At 40.6% G+C, this 18,117-nt stretch carries 20 protein-coding genes; 15 read left to right on the top strand and 5 right to left on the bottom strand.

The window, feature by feature from the left end; all coding sequences use genetic code 11:
- Positions 1-106 precede the first annotated feature (106 nt).
- A complete protein-coding gene (locus V7783_RS10340) occupies positions 107-1,147 on the top strand; it encodes an acyltransferase family protein (protein ID WP_335678635.1) in 1,041 nt (346 codons plus the stop codon).
- Between the two features lie 21 nt (positions 1,148-1,168).
- On the opposite strand, the gene V7783_RS10335 is transcribed toward V7783_RS10340, so the two are convergent.
- Entirely contained in the window at positions 1,169-2,875 is a 1,707-nt protein-coding gene (locus V7783_RS10335) for a lysophospholipid acyltransferase family protein (protein WP_335678634.1), read from the bottom strand.
- Positions 2,876-3,037: 162 nt separating this feature from the next.
- Between V7783_RS10335 and V7783_RS10330 the strand changes: the two genes are divergently transcribed.
- Positions 3,038-3,958, top strand: coding sequence for a 2-hydroxyacid dehydrogenase (locus V7783_RS10330; RefSeq protein ID WP_335678633.1), 921 nt, complete (start codon positions 3,038-3,040; stop codon positions 3,956-3,958).
- Positions 3,959-4,056: 98 nt separating this feature from the next.
- Positions 4,057-4,188: a hypothetical protein gene (locus tag V7783_RS10325; RefSeq protein ID WP_335678632.1), complete on the top strand. Its 132-nt coding sequence runs from the start codon at positions 4,057-4,059 to the stop codon at positions 4,186-4,188.
- Positions 4,189-4,215: 27 nt separating this feature from the next.
- On the opposite strand, the gene smrA is transcribed toward V7783_RS10325, so the two are convergent.
- From smrA to V7783_RS10310, 3 genes are all read right to left on the bottom strand, one after another.
- Positions 4,216-4,794, bottom strand: a complete 579-nt coding sequence (gene smrA / locus V7783_RS10320) for a DNA endonuclease SmrA (RefSeq protein WP_335678700.1) — start codon at positions 4,792-4,794, stop codon at positions 4,216-4,218.
- A 146-nt stretch (positions 4,795-4,940) separates the two neighbouring features.
- Positions 4,941-5,186 carry a hypothetical protein gene (locus tag V7783_RS10315; RefSeq protein ID WP_064665936.1) on the bottom strand — a complete coding sequence of 82 codons (246 nt, stop codon included), beginning with the start codon at positions 5,184-5,186 and terminating at the stop codon, positions 4,941-4,943.
- Between the two features lie 99 nt (positions 5,187-5,285).
- Positions 5,286-5,729: a hypothetical protein gene (locus V7783_RS10310; RefSeq protein WP_335678631.1), complete on the bottom strand. Its 444-nt coding sequence runs from the start codon at positions 5,727-5,729 to the stop codon at positions 5,286-5,288.
- 118 nt (positions 5,730-5,847) lie between these two features.
- Between V7783_RS10310 and V7783_RS10305 the strand changes: the two genes are divergently transcribed.
- Complete coding sequence (locus V7783_RS10305) at positions 5,848-6,231, top strand: response regulator (RefSeq protein WP_335678630.1); 384 nt, start codon at positions 5,848-5,850, stop codon at positions 6,229-6,231.
- Positions 6,232-6,296: 65 nt separating this feature from the next.
- Here the strand turns inward: V7783_RS10305 and rpsT are convergent, their stop codons facing one another.
- Complete coding sequence (rpsT, locus tag V7783_RS10300) at positions 6,297-6,557, bottom strand: 30S ribosomal protein S20 (RefSeq protein ID WP_016708897.1); 261 nt, start codon at positions 6,555-6,557, stop codon at positions 6,297-6,299.
- 295 nt (positions 6,558-6,852) lie between these two features.
- Between rpsT and murJ the strand changes: the two genes are divergently transcribed.
- The 11 genes from murJ to V7783_RS10245 all read left to right on the top strand — a co-directional run bounded on the left by murJ (position 6,853) and on the right by V7783_RS10245 (position 18,106).
- Complete coding sequence (gene murJ / locus V7783_RS10295) at positions 6,853-8,382, top strand: murein biosynthesis integral membrane protein MurJ (protein WP_442961362.1); 1,530 nt, start codon at positions 6,853-6,855, stop codon at positions 8,380-8,382.
- 117 nt (positions 8,383-8,499) lie between these two features.
- Entirely contained in the window at positions 8,500-9,426 is a 927-nt protein-coding gene (ribF, locus tag V7783_RS10290) for a bifunctional riboflavin kinase/FAD synthetase (protein WP_335678628.1), read from the top strand.
- Positions 9,427-9,451: 25 nt separating this feature from the next.
- Positions 9,452-12,280, top strand: a complete 2,829-nt coding sequence (ileS, locus tag V7783_RS10285; RefSeq protein WP_335678627.1) for an isoleucine--tRNA ligase — start codon at positions 9,452-9,454, stop codon at positions 12,278-12,280.
- 9 nt (positions 12,281-12,289) lie between these two features.
- Complete coding sequence (lspA, locus tag V7783_RS10280) at positions 12,290-12,790, top strand: signal peptidase II (protein ID WP_335678626.1); 501 nt, start codon at positions 12,290-12,292, stop codon at positions 12,788-12,790.
- Positions 12,787-13,227, top strand: coding sequence for an FKBP-type peptidyl-prolyl cis-trans isomerase (fkpB, locus tag V7783_RS10275; protein ID WP_335678625.1), 441 nt, complete (start codon positions 12,787-12,789; stop codon positions 13,225-13,227). The genes lspA and fkpB overlap by 4 nt, the downstream gene beginning before the upstream one ends.
- Positions 13,227-14,156: a 4-hydroxy-3-methylbut-2-enyl diphosphate reductase gene (ispH, locus tag V7783_RS10270; RefSeq protein ID WP_335678624.1), complete on the top strand. Its 930-nt coding sequence runs from the start codon at positions 13,227-13,229 to the stop codon at positions 14,154-14,156. Before fkpB ends, ispH begins: the two co-directional genes overlap by 1 nt.
- A 38-nt stretch (positions 14,157-14,194) precedes the next feature.
- Entirely contained in the window at positions 14,195-15,235 is a 1,041-nt protein-coding gene (locus tag V7783_RS10265) for a sensor histidine kinase (RefSeq protein ID WP_335678623.1), read from the top strand.
- Positions 15,232-15,933 carry a LytR/AlgR family response regulator transcription factor gene (locus V7783_RS10260; RefSeq protein WP_335678622.1) on the top strand — a complete coding sequence of 234 codons (702 nt, stop codon included), beginning with the start codon at positions 15,232-15,234 and terminating at the stop codon, positions 15,931-15,933. The genes V7783_RS10265 and V7783_RS10260 overlap by 4 nt, the downstream gene beginning before the upstream one ends.
- Positions 15,934-16,075: 142 nt before the next feature.
- Positions 16,076-16,639: a type IV pilus modification protein PilV gene (gene pilV / locus V7783_RS10255; protein WP_335678621.1), complete on the top strand. Its 564-nt coding sequence runs from the start codon at positions 16,076-16,078 to the stop codon at positions 16,637-16,639.
- Between the two features lies 1 nt (position 16,640).
- Complete coding sequence (locus V7783_RS10250; protein WP_182717087.1) at positions 16,641-17,636, top strand: PilW family protein; 996 nt, start codon at positions 16,641-16,643, stop codon at positions 17,634-17,636.
- The gene (locus V7783_RS10245; protein WP_182717088.1) at positions 17,624-18,106 is read left to right on the top strand and encodes a pilus assembly PilX family protein; all 483 of its coding nucleotides are present in this window, start codon (positions 17,624-17,626) and stop codon (positions 18,104-18,106) included. The genes V7783_RS10250 and V7783_RS10245 overlap by 13 nt, the downstream gene beginning before the upstream one ends.
- The last annotated feature ends 11 nt before the right edge of the window (positions 18,107-18,117 follow it).

Raw genomic sequence — 18,117 nt, 5'->3', positions numbered from 1 at the left:
GTATAGTTTTGTTTATTTTTAAAGTGAAAATTTCCTCTGCTTTATATTCTAATATAGGATAAAAATGACGCTTAGCACCTAAAAGGTGATTTAGAAATGGATATTTATGAAAATTAACTCGTTTAATCACTTTAGAGCGATTGCAATCATTTTAATTATCGCTGGTCATTCTTTTGGTACTATTGGAATGGAGTTTGATAATACGTTCGATATAACGTTAAGAAACTTGATTGCAGGTGGAACAAGCTTGTTTGTGTTTATATCTGGTTTTTTATTCCACCATATTTTTTATCCTCGCTATAAATATAAAAAATTCTTAACTGCTAAATTCTTAAACGTATTTTTACCTTATTTACTACTTAGTTTTGTTCCCATTTTTCTTTATGTTTCGATGAAGAAAGACGTTTTTGGGGCTTACTTTTTACCAAATGGCAGTGGTGTATTTAACGAGTATTTAGTGCCGACATTTAAATACTACTTGTCTGGTCGATTTTTAGAGGCCTATTGGTATATCCCTTTCATTATGATTACTTTTTTATTGTCTCCTTTGCATATGAAATACATAAGACTTACTTTAAGTCGTCAGCTGGTTCTGATTTTTGGTTTGAGTGTGGTCGCTATATTTATGCATAGGCCAGTTGCTAACATCCATGTTTTACAGAGTGTTTTATATTTCAGTCCGGTATATTTAATTGGGATCACGGCCTCCATACATAAAGAGTTTATTTATGAAAAACTTAGAGGTAAGGAGTTATACTTACTCGGAGCCGCACTGTTAATTGCTTATTTTCAAGCTAGTTTAGGTTACCAAGGCAATTACCATAAACCTACTTTTGAGTATGGCGGTATTGATCTTATGTATTTCCAAAAATTTTTATTGTGTTTTTTCTTTATGATTTGGCTAAATAGATTTGAAAATTATGATAGCAAAATTATTAATTACATTGCCTTAACTAGCTTTACAGCATTTTTTATTCACCCATTTATAATATGGGCTTTAAGTCGTTCTAAATTTGATTTTTTACACCTTAATTCTTGGCTAGTATTAGCGCTATTTGTACTATCAGTCGCTTTAATATGTGCACTTATAGCTAAGTTAATGAAAAAGATTATTCCTAAGCACAGTCGCTACATTATTGGTTATTAATCGCTTCCAGTAAGTTAAGCGCTACTTCAGGTAGCGCTTTGCTTTGCCTTCTTTTACTTTTTCAAGATCAACTAGCACTAGGCCATCAATACAATTATTGAAATCTGGATCGACACTAAAACTTAAAAACTTCACGCCGCCAGGTTCACACAGCTCTGTATATTGTTTGAATAAAGTGGGTACTTGTGCCCCTATATTGGCAAGGATATGCTTTAATTCGACAAAGTCTTCTTTCACATCATCGCCACAAAAGAGGTTCTGGCATTGTTTAAACTGCTGCTCAGTGAGCTTAAACTCATTATTCGGTGTCGCGATAGTCTCCTTAGTGCCGTAATAATGTTGATAATAATGTACCAACAGTGCTTTAGCTTGTTCTGGCAGGGCGTTTGACACACTCACGGCACCGTAAAGGTAGCGATATTGCGGATAGTTTTTTACAAATGCACCGATGCCATACCATAAATAATCAAGGCTTTTACGGCCCCAGTATTTAGGTTGCACAAAGCTGCGGCCAAGCTCGATACCGGCTTCGAAATAGGGGGCCATTTCATCGCTGTAGGAAAATAAACTGTCGGTGTATAAACCTTTACGGCCATGTTTGTTGATGATCTCTTGCGCGCAGGCTAATCGATAAGCACCCACTAATTCTAATTGACTGCTATCCCATAATACTAAATGTTGGTAATCCATATCGTATTTGTCGATATCGCGGCGTTTGCCACTTCCTTCGCCGACAGTTCGAAAAGAGATCTCTCTTAGCCGCCCTAACTCTCGAAAAATCGGGGAGCTGCCCTGATATTGATATAGATATATCTGCATGCCATCTTGTGTAGTGCCTAAGCGCTCGCATTGCTCTATGGCTTTTTTAAGCTCTTTTCTACACTCAGGAGTGGCAATAGGGGTTTGAGTTTTCAGTGGCAAGGTCTTTTTTGAAGTAAGCATATACAGCTGCTTACGAATGAGGTTGACCACTTCTTTGTCTTTTAGGTTTTCAATTAAATAAGATTCGGGAGGGATAGACGCGCCAATTTCAAACTCTAATGACTTTTGTCGTTGCTTAAACATCTCTTTAACCAATAGTAAGCTCGCTAAAGGTTTATAGATCATAGAGGTACCGTAAAATAATGGGCTATTTTTGGCTTTGATAAAAATGGGCAGAATAGGGCAGTTGGCTTTTTTAGCGATCCGTAAAAAACCGCTGTTCCATTTACAGTCTTTAATGCCTGTAGGACTCAGGCGTGATACCTCCCCTGCTGGAAAAATTAAGATTGCCCCTTCTTCTCTTAAATGTTGATGAATATTGGTTAATTCTTGTTTTTTACTGGTACCAGATAAGTTATCCACCGGTAAAAGCAATGAATGCATTGGGGTGACTGACATCAGCATACGATTGGCGACGACTTTTAAATCTTTTCGCACACTTGATAATACTTTTATCAGTGCTAGCGCATCTAACGAACCGATGGGGTGATTGGCAACAATGACGAGTTTACCTTCACTGGGAATATGCTCTATTTGTTTTGGCTTATAACGAGTATCAAAATCGAGTTCATCAAGTACTTGCTCCACAAACTCTATTCCTTGCAGGTGTGGGTAAGCATCACCAAAGGCAACAAATTCTTGCTCATGAAGTAAATAACCTAAGCCTTTTTTCACTAAACCTTTAACTTTGGGTGAATTTTCTAACTGTGGTAGGTTTGCTGCGATTACTTTATCAACACTGATCATAATTACCTCATCGTCATCTAGCGATCAATCTGTGTTCAGCATAGAAGTTTGCTATGACAGTTAGGTTGCAGTTGTGTGACTGTTTGAAGAGTAATAGTCCTTAGATAAACGGTCTTGATTAAGGTTATACTAGGGAAAATCAACAACGATTAAGGTATTCGTATGCATGTTCTTGTAGCAATAAGTGGCCGAGATTGCAGTAAAATTATCGCAACACTGACCGCTAAATTACCTAATGTAACCATTTCACAGTGGCCTGATTGTGAAAATTTAACTGATGTTGAGTTTGTTATTGCTTGGCTTGCGCCAGCAGATATGTGGGCACAGTTACCTAATTTAAAAGCAGTATCATCATTTGGCGCCGGAGTTGATAGTATTGATATGAATTTGATACCTGAGAACGTTGCTGTAACACGAATAGTGGATGAAAATTTAGCAGATGATATGGCGGAATATGTGCTCACCCATATTTTAGCGCACAAACTCAGGCTTAAAGAGTACTTTATTAAACAGCAAAACCAGTTGTGGCAGCCTAAGCGCGCTTTTAAACATCAACATGTGGTGATCCTTGGTTTTGGTGAGTTGGGGCAACGTTGCGCTCAACGCTTAGTTGCTAATCATTTTAGCGTGAGTGCATTTTCGCAAAGTCCTAAAAATATAGCTGATGTAAATTGTATTCATAAACAGAACGATTTGGATAATGTGCTCGCCCAAGCTGATTACTTGGTATGCTTGTTACCACTGACAGCCCAAACGAAAGGGGTTATTAATCGTGATTTATTAGTGCAATTGCCAGCTCATGCAGTACTTATCAATGTTGCGCGCGGGCAGCATGTTGTTGCTGAGGACTTACTTTGGGCACTAGATAATCAAGTTATTCGTGCAGCAACATTAGATGTATTCGAGCATGAGCCATTAGTTTCTGATCACCCTTTTTGGCAGCACCCAGCAATTACTATTACACCACATTGCGCAGCATTATCTGATGTTGACAGCGTAACTCAACAAATAGCTGACAATGTACTGCGCTTGCAAGCGGGCGATAAGCTAAATAATAAGGTTGATAGAACAAAAGGTTATTAATATTAGGGGAATAATTGTGCAGTACATGTTGTTAACATATGTTATTTTGGTTAACCTAGCTGGGTATCTTTATAATAAAAATAACAATAAGGTCTCTCATGAAACAGCAACAAGGTGGTGTAAAACTCAGCATTATTGTGATCTCGATTATTTTAATGGGAGTGTCTGCGTGGTTTAACCAAGCCAGTGCAGCCGAACAAGCTGACGTTCTGCAACAGCAAGCCGAATAATAACTTAAACTGATAACCTAAACCGGGTCAGTGTTTGCAATGACGCTCTCGGTTTTCACTTTTTTTCTCATCACTTTTCTTTATTAACACATAGGTTGCGCCACTGCCACCATGCTGCCTTAGCGCACTATGAAATGCCAACACACAGTCAATTTCCTGTAACCATTTGTTGGTATAACTTTTTAAAACTCCTGGAGTCTTTTTATTTTTTAAGCCAATACCGTGGCGGATCAATACCACACGGATATTACGCGTTTGACAATCGCTGATAAATTCAAATAGGGCATGACGTGCCGTTTTCAGCGTTCTGCCATGTAAATCAAGTGTCGCATCAAGCTGGTATTTTGCTAATCGAAGGTTTTTAAATACACCTGCTTGCACGCCAGCATTTTTATAACTTAATAGTGCATCAGGAGCGAGTAGTTCAACTAACTCACTGCGTAAATAGTTTTCATCACTGTTTAAATCTAGCTCTGCAGATTTACGCTTTTCTTGTTGGGCTAACGAAGGCTGCGCAGCGTGGGGTATTGGCTGGATGGTATCGTGATCTAGGCGGACTACGTCTTCCATAGACGTTAAAAATAAATCAAAGTCAGATAAAGGCATAGTGGAACTCACAGTAAAATCCAAAGTAGTATCGTACGAGAATGATTTTAACTTAGTTCATTTTTCTGCCCAAGTTCTTCCTGCGCAAAAAAATACCCTACTGAGCAAAACTCAGTAGGGTATATAAAATTATCTTGGGAGAGATATTAATTCTGCGGCACATTTAACTGGCCAAAAGTATAAACTTTGAACAGGTAAAAGGTGTTGATCAACACTAAACTCATGTTTGAAATAACACTCGATGACATTAAATCCAAGCTAAATGATAAAAACAGCAGTACGCAGGCGCTGATCGCCGCTACACGCAATATTGTTAATTGATTGATAAAAAACGCCCCTAATCCTAGGGCTAACAGTATAAAATTTAAAAGCCAATCTAGCTCGTTTAGCATGGTAATATCATTGTTCATGTGTTGAAAAAAGGAGCGCCATTATGGTGATAATTTGCGCACCTTTCAACCAAGTAATTTTATATTTTCAGATTAGTTTTTTTAATCCAAAATTAATTTATTTAAAGCTGAAAAAAAGCCTCCTTGCTCGGTTATTCGATATTTCTGACAGGTATCAGGTTGTTTATTGTTTTGACATAAATACAGGCTGTTACGTGATAAATCTGCATTTGGCTGCAAATGTGAATCAAATAACATGGCACCGTGACCAAATAACCCCGGCCAATACACACTTTGCGTGACTAGCCCTAGTTTTTCATAGGTTAATAACTGTGGTTTGGGGATAATTAATATAACGGCGACCACAATCGCAGCAGCGATAAGGCCTGTACGGCTTTTTTTGGTTGCAATTACCTCAGAACTAACGCTTGTCTCTTTTACAGCGCGTGTTTGAGTGGGGGCTTTACGCTTGTTAGTTGATGCCGTTGGTTTTTTTCGTTGGGGCGTTTTTCCTAACAAGGATTGTTTTTTTATATTGTTCGACATAAAGCAAATCTGGCCTTTTAAGCAGAGCTCTCTATAATGAGATTATTAAATTAGAAAAGTTATTAAATATACTGCACATAATAACTTAAACCTAGTTCATAACCTACGGGGATCAACCATGAATACGCAGCTTTCAATTTTAATAGTGGATGATGTGGGAACAGTGCGTAGCTTTCTTAATCAGACACTCATGCACTTAGGCATTGAAAATGTTAAAGAAGCATCAACAGCTGCACAATGCATAAGTGCATGTCAGGCGGCCAATTATAATATCATTTTTTTAGATATAGAATTGCCAGACGGCGACGGAAAAGAGATTATTGCACAGATCAATGAGATAAACCCTGAAACTAACGTGGTCATGGTCTCAGCGCATTCAACCGTAGAGAACGTTAAAGATGCGATTGAGAAAGGCGCTAAAGGGTTTGTTGTGAAGCCGTTTACACCTAAAAAAATTGCTGCTATGTTGAAAAAGTTCTATCCAGAATTAGAAGTCGTGTGATGGGCTGAATAACAGATATAAAAAAACCGGCCTAGGCCGGTTTTTTATATTCTAACAAAAACAAATTATAGCGCTTTGATCTTAGCTGCTAAACGGCTCTTATGACGAGCTGCTTTGTTTTTGTGGATTAGACCTTTAGTTGCATAACGGTCTAAAATAGGTGTAGCAACTGCGAAAGCTTGCTGTGCAGCTTCCTTGTCGCCCGCTTCAATAGCAACAACTACTTTTTTGAAGTATGTACGCATCATTGAACGACGGCTTGCGTTATGCTGACGGTTTTTTTCGCTAGTGATAGCGCGTTTTTTTGCAGACTTGATGTTAGCCAAGGTTTGCTCCTAACAATCTTAAAATAAGCTTAATTTAAAGGCCGTGGAATATGCCTTTTTTAATCATGAATGTCAATAAAAATTTGACATAACAAGAAAAACTGCTCCTATATAACGAACATCAATTTGCCGCTCTAGCAGTTAATGACGCTATTGTAACAAAGGCGGTGAGTTCAGCCTAGTGCTTTAGAGCGATTTATAAAAAAGTCTGTGGCATAATCGGCTTTATCGTTGGTTTTAAAGCAGGTTTAAAGTGGCTAAAGGATTATTTCGTTCCGGTATGATTGTAAGTTGTATGACAATGATATCGCGTGTTTTAGGCTTAGTAAGAGATGCCGTTGTTGCGAATTTACTCGGCGCAGGTGCTGCGGCAGACGTTTTTTTATTCGCTAACCGAATTCCCAATTTTTTACGTCGTTTATTTGCCGAAGGCGCGTTTGCTCAGGCGTTTGTCCCCGTGTTATCGGAAATTAAAGAGCAGCAAGGTGACGATAAGGTCAGGCTGTTTGTTGCTCAAGCTGCAGGCACATTAGGAACTATCTTACTGGTTGTCACCCTGTTTGGTGTTATTGCATCGCCAGTTATTGCTGCATTGTTTGGGACCGGTTGGTTTATTGAGTGGTGGCAAGGAGGGGCCGATGGTGAAAAATTTGTTTTAGCCAGTAGTTTACTTAAGCTCACTTTCCCTTATTTATTTTTTGTAAGCCTTGTTGCGCTCAGTGGGGCGGTGATGAATGTTTATAATCGTTTTGCTGTGGCTGCATTTACGCCAGTTTTACTTAATATTTCGATTATAACCTGTGCCATATTCTTACATGATAAATTTTCAGTCGGTGCCTATGCACTCGCTATCGGTGTATTTGTCGGTGGTGTCGTGCAGTTATTGTTTCAATTACCGTTTTTATATCGCGCAAAGATGCTAAGCCGTCCGCGCTGGGCTTGGCAGGACGACAATGTAAAAAAAGTCCGCAAGTTAATGTTACCGGCGCTGTTTGGGGTATCGATCAGTCAAATTAACCTACTCCTCGATACGATGATCGCCTCATTGTTAATGACCGGGTCGATTGCTTGGTTATATTACTCTGATCGGTTAATCGAATTTCCACTGGGGTTATTTGGTATTGGTATTGCTACGGTGATTTTGCCGGCATTATCAAAATTACACAGCAGCAAAAAAAGCAGTGATTTTCAGCATACCTTAGATTGGGGGGTGCGCTTTGTTATTTTTTTAGGCCTACCGGCAATGGTAGGTCTAATGATTATTAGCCCGTTAATTATCTCGGTGTTATTTGACCATGGCGCATTCAAAGATGGCGATATCGACCATGTACAAGCTGTCAGTATGGGGGTTATGGCTTATTCGGTAGGATTAGTCAGCTTTATGCTGATCAAAGTTTTAGCGCCAGGCTTTTATGCTCGCCAAGATACTAAAACACCGGTGCGTATTGGTATTATTACCTTGATACTTAATATGGTGTTTAACATTATGCTGGCGCCGTTTATTGGTTATTTAGGTTTGGCGCTTGCCACTTCAATGTCGGCCAGTTGTAATGCCTATTTATTGTATCGTCAGTTAAGCAAAGAGCAGGTTTATCAATTTTCGCGGTTTAGTTTACTGTTTACTTGCAAATGTGTTGCAGCTTCCACAGTTATGGGAGGCATAGTCTGGTATTGCGCAGCACAATTCTTATGGCGTCAATGGCATTTTAGTGAGCAGGTTGCTTTACTCACAGGCTTACTTGCGCTGGCAGGGGTTGTGTACTTTTTTGTTTTGTTTTTACTTGGTGTGCGGCTAAATACCATAAAAAACGTTGTTACCACATAATTGGTTAAAAAAACTAACTGAAACTCGCATCTTGAGGTGGTTTGGGTATAATCGGTGGTTCTGTAACCCAAGTGAAATTTTACTCGGTACATAACGCGCATTAAGGCATTAGGTGGCATGGAGTTAATTAGAGGTATTCACAATATTCGTGCGCAGCATTATGGCTGTGTGTTGACCATTGGTAATTTTGATGGCGTGCATCTAGGTCATGCAGAAGTGCTCAATGGGTTACTTAATGATGCTAAAAAATATAACTTACCCAGCACCGTAATGTTATTTGAGCCGCAACCGCAGGAGTTTTTTGCTAAAGACAATGCGCCAGCTCGACTAACACGATTACGTGACAAGCTGCGTCTATTAGCAAAATTGGGCATAGAACGCGTTATTTGTATTAGTTTTAATCAGCAATTTGCCAACATGCAAGCTGAGCAGTTTGTAACAGAAATACTGATTAATAAACTTGGCGTAAAAGCGTTAACAGTGGGTGATGATTTTCGTTTTGGCAAAAGGCGTCAGGGAGATTTTAATTTACTGACAAAAATGGGCCAAGCGGCGCATCTGGATGTAAAAAGCACCGCGAGTTTTCGGCAATTAAATGCTAGAGTGAGTAGCACTTTGATCCGCCAAGCACTCGCTGACGGTCAATTAGTGCAAGCCAAAGCGATGCTCGGTCATGATTATGCAATATCAGGGCGAGTGATCCATGGCTGGAAGCGCGGCCGAGAACTTGGCTTTCGTACCGCTAATATCGCATTAAAACGGCAAGTATGCCCAGTCAATGGGGTATTTGCTGTACAAGTTACGTTAAACGATAAAACAGTGTATGGGGTTGCAAATATTGGCAACAAACCCACATTTAATGGAACACGCGCATTATTAGAAGTTCATTTGTTCGACTTTGCGCAAGATATTTATGGACAGTTTATGCACGTGGAGTTAATTAAAAAACTTCGCGATGAGAAAAAATTCGAGACATTAACACAATTGACGGCACAAATAGCAACTGATGTTGCTGCCGCTAAACAGTGTTTTGGTTTAAATTAGGTAGCCGATACGGAAACTAGGATTAATGAGCGACTACAAGCATACTTTGAATTTACCGGAAACAGAATTTCCAATGCGCGGCAATTTGGCACAACGTGAGCCAAAAATGCTTAAAACATGGTATGAAGACGACCTATATGGTCAAATTCGCAACGCTAAAAAAGGTAAAAAGACCTTTATTTTGCATGACGGCCCTCCGTATGCAAATGGCGATATCCATTTAGGCCATTCAGTAAATAAAATTCTAAAAGACATTATCGTAAAATCAAAAACTTTATCTGATTTTGATGCACCGTACGTACCGGGCTGGGATTGTCATGGTCTACCAATTGAATTAATGGTAGAGAAAAAAGTAGGCAAGCCAGGCGTGAAAGTTACGGCTGCAGAATTCCGTGAAAAATGCCGTGCCTATGCTAAAAAACAAGTTGAAGGTCAAAAAGTTGATTTTAAACGCTTAGGTGTGTTTGCTGATTGGGATAAGCCTTATCTAACCATGAACTTTGATTTTGAAGCCAATGCAATTCGTGTACTGGGGCGTATCATTGAAAAAGGTCATTTGCACAAAGGCGCAAAACCTGTGCATTGGTGTACAGATTGTGGCTCAGCATTAGCAGAAGCTGAAGTTGAATACCAAGATAAGCAATCGCCAGCAATTGATGTACGTTTTCAGTTTATTGATCAAGCGGCTGTTGTAAGCGCGTTTGATTTAAAAGCGGATCATGAAGGCACAGGCACCGTTAGCACTGTGATATGGACAACCACACCGTGGACCCTGCCTGCTAACCGCGCAGTTGCTGTACATGCTGATTTAGAATATGCACTTGTGCAAGTGGATGATGAAGGCGCACAACAGCGTTTAATCTTAGGTTCAGAGCTGGTTAAAGATGCCATGGATCGTTATGGCTTTAATCATTACCACGTATTAGGTTATGTAACCGGTTCAGCACTTGAGAATTTACAAGTAGCGCATCCGTTTTATGACTTTAATGTGCCAGTGATTGTTGCTGATCACGTTACCACTGACTCAGGTACCGGTATCGTGCATACAGCACCAGGACACGGTCAAGAAGATTTCGTGGCGGGTCTACAATATGGTTTAGAAGTGGCTAACCCAGTTGGCGCAAACGGTGTGTATTTACCTGACACTGAGCTTTTTGCCGGGCAACACGTATTTAAAGCAAACGCCAGTGTAGTAGAAGTCCTGACTGAACGTAATGCGTTAATGCATCATCATGCCCTTACACACAGCTACCCGCATTGCTGGCGTCATAAAACGCCAATTATCTTCCGTGCTACGCCGCAGTGGTTTGTGAGTATGGATCAAGCTAATTTGCGTCAAGATTCATTGGCTGAGATTAAAAACACTCAATGGTTGCCAGAATGGGGCGAAAGCCGTATTGCGAACATGGTTGAAGGTCGTCCTGATTGGTGTATTTCGCGTCAACGTACTTGGGGTGTACCAATTGCTTTATTTGTTGATAAAGACACCGGTGCGCTTCACCCAGATACACAAGCATTGATTGAAAAAGCGGCACTACTTGTAGAAAAGTCAGGTATTCAAGCATGGTACGATTTAGAACCTGCGACTTTACTAGGTGAAACTGACGCTCAGCAATACATGAAAGTACAAGATACGTTAGACGTATGGTTTGATTCGGGTGTATCGCATGCCTGTGTGGTTGATGCTCGTGAAGATTTAGTCGGCCCAGCTGATTTATACCTTGAAGGTTCAGATCAACACCGTGGTTGGTTTATGTCATCAATGATGACCTCTGTGGCAATTAATGGTCATGCGCCTTATCGTCAAGTGCTAACTCATGGTTTCACTGTGGATGAAAACGGCCGTAAGATGTCAAAATCATTAGGTAACGTAATTTCGCCACAAAATGTGATGAATAAATTGGGCGCAGATATCTTGCGTTTATGGGTTGCCTCAACTGATTACACTGCAGAAATGACTGTATCAGATGAAATCTTCAACCGTTCAGCGGATCGTTACCGTCGTATTCGTAACACTAGCCGTTACTTGCTAGCTAACTTAAGTGGTTTTGATCCAAAAACGGATCAAGTGGCTATCGACGATATGGTTGAATTAGATCGTTGGATTGTTGGCCGTGCTGCACAGTTACAAGATGAAATTTTAGCGGCTTACGAAAGCTATCAAATGCTGCAAGTAACGCAAAAGCTAATGAACTTCTGTACTGGTGAGTTAGGTTCATTCTACCTAGACGTGATCAAAGACCGTCAATACACAGCGAAAAGTGATAGTCATGCTCGTCGTTCGTGTCAAACAGCGCTGTACCATATTGCTGAAGCGATGACGCGTTGGATGGCGCCAATCATGAGCTTCACTGCACAAGAAATTTGGCAAGCACTGCCAGGTGAGCGCGACCAATATGTATTTACATCAGTTTGGTATGAAGGCTTAAAAGCTATAGGTGAAGGCCAGTTTAGCAACGATGATTGGTTAACGATTTTAAATGTGCGTGATGAAGTAAACCGTGTCCTTGAAGGCGCGCGTAAAGAAGATGTGATTGGTGCAACATTACAAGCCAATGTCGATCTTTATGCAAGTGCTGAGCTTGCTGCTAAATTAGCGGCATTGGGTGATGAATTACGCTTTGTATTGTTAACCTCAAAAGTCACTGTTACAGCAGTTGATGCACAGCCTGAAGGCACTCAAGCGACAGAGATTGAAGGCTTGTATATCGCTGTATCAGCAACTGATGCTCAAAAGTGTGAACGTTGTTGGCATTACTGTGATGATGTAGGTGCAAACCCTGCTCATGAAGAAATTTGTGGTCGCTGTGTTAGCAATATTGATGGCGAAGGCGAAACACGTCAGTTCGCATAGGAGTATTAAGTGAGCAAACTAGCCCAAAAAAGTGGTTTAGTGTGGCTATGGTTAAGTCTACTACTTTTAGTTGTAGACTTTGCTACTAAAACACTGGTTGTTAACACCATGAATTTACGTGATTCAATTGATATTTTGCCGTTTTTTAATCTTACTTACGTACATAACTACGGCGCCGCTTTTAGCTTTTTAAGTGATGAAAGCGGTTGGCAACGTTGGTTTTTAAGCTTGATAGCAATTAGCATCAGTGGCTTATTAATTTGGTGGCTAAAACGCTTACCAGCGAGCAATAAAGTATTATGCGGTGCGTATTCGTTAGTATTAGCTGGCGCAATTGGTAATTTATATGATCGTTTAACATATGGTTATGTCATTGACTTTTTGCACTTCTACTATCAAAACTGGAACTTCCCAGCATTTAATATTGCTGACAGTGCAATTTGTGTTGGCGCTGCATTATTATTATTCGATGCCTTTACTGGCGAAAGTCCTAAGGAGCAAAAAGCATGAGCCAACTAGTTATTGGTGAAAAGTCAGAAGTAATTTTTCACTTCTCAATTAAGCTTTCAGATGGCTCAGCGGCTGACTCTACCAAAGTGCATAATAAACCCGCCAAATTAACGATGGGTGACGGAAGTCTAACGGCAAACTTTGAAAAGTGTTTGTTTGGCCTAGCGGCTGGCGACAGTAAGTCATTTGAGCTTGAACCAGAAGATGCGTTTGGGCAACCAAATCCGGATAACATATATTATGTTGACCGCAGTAAATTTGGCCCTGAAACACCGGCTACCGTTGGTTCTATCATTGCTTTTACACAACCAGATGGTACTGAGTTACCGGGTGTTGTACGTGAAGTGCAAGGGGAGTCTGTAACGATTGATTTTAATCATCCGCTGGCAGGCCAACGTTTAACCTTTGAAGTTGATATTTTAGAGGTGAATGGCTAATGGATATTTTACTAGCAAACCCACGTGGATTTTGTGCGGGCGTAGACCGTGCAATTAGCATTGTAGAGCGTGCTTTAGATATCTTTGAAAAGCCAATTTATGTGCGCCATGAAGTAGTACATAACCGTTATGTTGTAGATGGTTTAAAAAATCGTGGTGCGGTATTTGTTGAAGAGCTGGATCAAGTACCAGATGACAGCATTGTTATTTTTAGCGCCCATGGTGTATCGCAAGCGGTGCGTAGTGAAGCAAAACGTAGAGATTTAAAAGTCTTTGATGCTACGTGCCCGTTAGTGACTAAAGTGCATATGGAAGTAACTCGAGCAAGCCGTAAAGGCACTGAATGTATCTTAATTGGTCATCATGGTCACCCTGAGGTTGAAGGTACGATGGGTCAGTATGATAACGATGCCGGTGGTATCTACTTAGTAGAAACCCCAGAAGACGTTATGAAACTGAGCGTTAAAAACCCTAATAACTTATTTTATTGTAGTCAAACCACTTTGTCGGTAGATGATACCGCTGATGTAATTGATGCACTGAGAGTGAAATTTCCATCGATAGATGGTCCGCGTAAAGATGATATTTGCTACGCGACACAAAACCGTCAAGATGCAGTACGTGATTTAGCAGATAAAGTTGATGTGTTATTAGTGGTTGGAGCTAAAAATAGTTCAAACTCTAATCGTTTACGTGAACTTGCAGATAAAATGGGCACTGTGGCTTATTTAATTGATGATGCAAGCAATGTAGAAGATAACTGGTTTAATGATGCTAAAGCGGTTGGTGTTACTGCCGGTGCATCGGCACCAGAAGTATTGGTACAACAGGTTATAAATCGTCTTAAAGAACTAGGCGGTAAACAGGTTATTGAAAACCCAGGCGAAGAAGAAAATATCGTATTTGCTGTACCTGTTGAGCTGCGCTAACCTTTAGTGTATTTAATGGGTAATTGAAGGAGAGCGCAATGAGCAAGTCGGTGCAAACCAATACTTTGCTTTTTGCTGCTCTTTTTAAAGAGCGCGGCGTACTTGCCACTTTAGTGGTTGCGCAAGTTATTGCTACCGTTCTTGCTTTTGCCCCTACCACAGCCGGTGATACATGGATCCGTCTTGGTGCGATAAGCTTGTTTTTACATCTTACTTTTTTATCTAGCCTAACCTGGCTTTATTTACTGCGAACACAACTCCAGCAGCTAAGACAAGCACTGCAATTGACTGCCTTAATACTCTCATTACTACTTACAACAGCTGTTTTTAGTGGTTTGTTAATTGAGTTTGCTGGTGATTATTTTGTACAACAAAACAGCTATGAGTTTATCTTAAGAAACCTGCTAGTGGTGTTTTTAGTCACCGCATTATTCATTCAATTTTTAACCATCTATTTTGAAAAAGAACAACAAACCAACGCATTAGCGCGCGCTGAATTAGATGCCTTACAGGCACGTATTCGGCCACACTTTTTATATAATAGCCTCAATACCGCCGCTGAACTGACCCATTATGATCCACAAGCCGCAGAGCAAGCAATTTTAGCGCTTGCAGCACTGTCACAAGCGGCCATGCGGGTTGGCAAAGAAACCGCATTAGCCGATGAAATCACACTCACTCAGCAATATATAAAGTTAGAAAGCTGGCGCTTTGCTGAGCGTTTGCAAGTTAATTGGCAGTTACCAGAGCAGTTACCAGCGATCACGATTCCTTGCTTAACATTACAACCATTGCTAGAAAATGCGGTTTGCCACGGGGTGGAGCCTGCGTTGGCTGGCGCGACAATTTACGTTGAGTTGCATATCAGTAAACGTTCATTAGTTATTTTAGTTGAGAACCCAATCTCGACGCAGCAACAAAAACGCCCTGGAAATGGTATGGCACTGAATAATATTCGTCAGCGTTTAGACCTTTATTATCAAGGCTGTGCAAAGCTGACGGTAACAACCCGTGGTGATGTATTTCGAGTTAAATTAGTGCTGCCTTTGAGTATCGATAATATGCAGGAGCAAGCATGAAAGTATTAATCGTTGACGACGAGCCATTAGCGCGAGCGCGCCTACAGCGTTTACTTGCTCATTACCCCGATTATCAGCATGCAACTCAAGCAAGTAATGGCAATGAGGCTTTGCAACAAATGAAATTGCTTGGTGCAGATATTGTCTTTCTCGATATTGATATGCCAGCGATGAACGGTTTAGAAGTCGCGACACAATTGAATAAGTTGCCTGTACCACCTGCAATTATATTCGTCACCGCTCACCCAGAGCATGCTTTAGATGCATTACAGCTTAGCGCCGCTGGATATTTAGTTAAACCGGTGACAGAGCAAAACCTGGCAAATACCATCGAGCAACTAGGGCGCCTTACAAGAGCGCATGTACACAAGCAACGACCAGCAGTGATCAGTTATCAACTAGCAGGTGTTACCAAATGTGTGGCGTTAGATGATGTTTTCTATGTCATGGCGGAAGATAAATACACACGTTTAATATCTACTAACGCTGAAGCAATATTGGATCAAAGCTTAAAGCAGTTGGAGCAACAATACCCAACCGAGTTGTTACGTATTCACAGAAAAATACTGATTAACCAGTCGCGCTTAGTCGCACTAAAAAAAGCAGTAGATGGTAGCCATGTGGTTGAGTTAAAAGACTGCGCGTGTTTATTACCGGTCAGTAGACGCTTATATAAGCAGATAAAAGCACACCTTTAGCTTCATTAAGTGATCGATTGTGCTGTCTGTCGCACTTATTCCCACCATTCATCAACAAATATAGCCGTTCATCGTTACCCATCTTGTATCTACACTGTGTTCGCATATGCTTATAGTCAGATAGTTTTATATTAGGTGTGTTATGAGAGTCACCAATTCGTCATCACAACGAGGCTTCACTTTGGTTGAAGTATTAATCGCATTTGTGATTTTAAGCTTTGGCTTGCTCGGTGCGGTAGCACTACAAGCAAAAGCAAAACAAGCCAGCTTCGACTCTATGCAACGTGCTGCTGCTGTGGCTTTGGGTAATGATATGATTCAACGAATGCGAGCGAATGACAGAGTTGGAGTGATCACTCAGTACAATGGCACATTTAACAGTGATACGCCGCTGCAACAATCACGAACTTGCTATACCAACACTTGTAACTCAGGGCAAATTGCTGCACTCGATCGCCAGCAATGGATCCGTGCAATTCAGGCACGTGAAAATACGGGAGCTTTGGATGATGCAACAGTGTGTATCAATAATCAACGCGATGCCGCAAGTGGTAGTAACGCATACACCCTCCAAGTGGTGATCAGCTGGGAAGGACGTCAAGAGTTTACCGCTATTGGCGATACAGCAGTTATAAAGTGCGGTGCGGCAAATAATAAGCGCAGGGTAGTCGTATTAAATAGCTTTTTGTATCTAAGGACCTCGTGAAATGAAACAGCAAGGCTTTACTTTAGTTGAGATGATGGTGGCATTGTTTATCGGTGGACTTGTGCTAGGTGGGGTGATGTTCACTTACATTAGTATGAAAGTAACAACACGTGACACTATGACGATTGGTGAGCTACAAGAAACTGGCCGCTTAGCTTTGAGTATTATGCAGCGTGATATAGAACAAATAGGTTTTTGGGGTACGTTTTACGAAGATTCATTTTCAGTTGATAATACTGTGATTGCTAAAAGTGCGGGTAATCCAGCCGGAGATTGTACACAAGGGCTTAATAATAATAGCTTCCCAGATAATACAGTAAACAGTAACTTCCGTTTAGTGTATGCAATCGAATCAACGGGGGGATCGCAATTAAACTGCATCCCTAATTCAAACGAAAATTCAGATATTCTACAGATTAAATTTTTAGAAGGGTTGGAAATAGACCCAGCAGGTAATAACAATAATAATGATAATTATTATTTTATTGCAGAGCAAGAGTGGGGAGAATTTACGCGAGGCCCTGCAAATCCAGATAATCCAAATGCGACTGTTTGGCGATATCGTCACCATGCCTATTACATCGACGAACAAACTTACCAGTTAAACGGCAGAGATTTAACAATTCCCGTTTTGAGACGCAAACGACTGACCCCAAATGGAGGAATGGTCACAGAGACTATAATGGAAGGAGTCGAGAATATGCGCTTTTTATTCGGTTTAGATACTAATGCCGACGCTCGAGTGGATACATATAGAGATGTAAATAGTATGACCGCGGCTAATTGGGAAGATCGCCGTGGTATCTTAACCGTACAAGTGTTTATTTTAGTGCGGGCACTGCAGCCTGATGCGAGTTTAAATCAACTGAATCAAACATATACATTAGGTGAAGATGCCAACCAACGTGTTTTAGAGTTTAATGATCAATTTCGTCGCGCATTATTTACCACCACGATCCGCTTAAATAACATAGGGGCTAGTCAATGGCGTATTTAAAATTAGCCTCAAAGCAACAAGGCGTAGTCTTAATTGTTGCATTAATTATGGTGGTGGCAGTTACAGGAATAGCAGTAACGTTAATGAGCAGTGCAAGTGTGGATATTAAAATTACCAATGCAGCGTTTGAACGTGAAGAAGCCGAAAATATCTTGATGGGCAATGTACAAAAGGTAATTGCGACAGAGGCTGCAGCAGATGGAGCAAGTAAATTACTTTACACCCAAGCTCAGTTACCTGACGGAACAATTGCCTTGACCACGATAGGTGATACAGAAAGTGAATTAAGTAATCTTAATGATGGCGCGCTCGATTTGCCCTGCCCACGAGACTACAAGTATACCGCAGGCGTTTCTTGCAATATGGTGCAAATCAATTCAACGATTACCTATGGCTCTAAAAGTAAGCATACATTAACAGTTACCACTGGGATTGCTCAGCAAATGGCAAGCCTTAATACTGGCGGTTAAGCGAGATACAT

Source organism: Pseudoalteromonas sp. (assembly GCF_036960685.1).
GTDB lineage: Bacteria > Pseudomonadota > Gammaproteobacteria > Enterobacterales > Alteromonadaceae > Pseudoalteromonas.
This window is presented reverse-complemented; position numbering and strand designations above follow the sequence as displayed.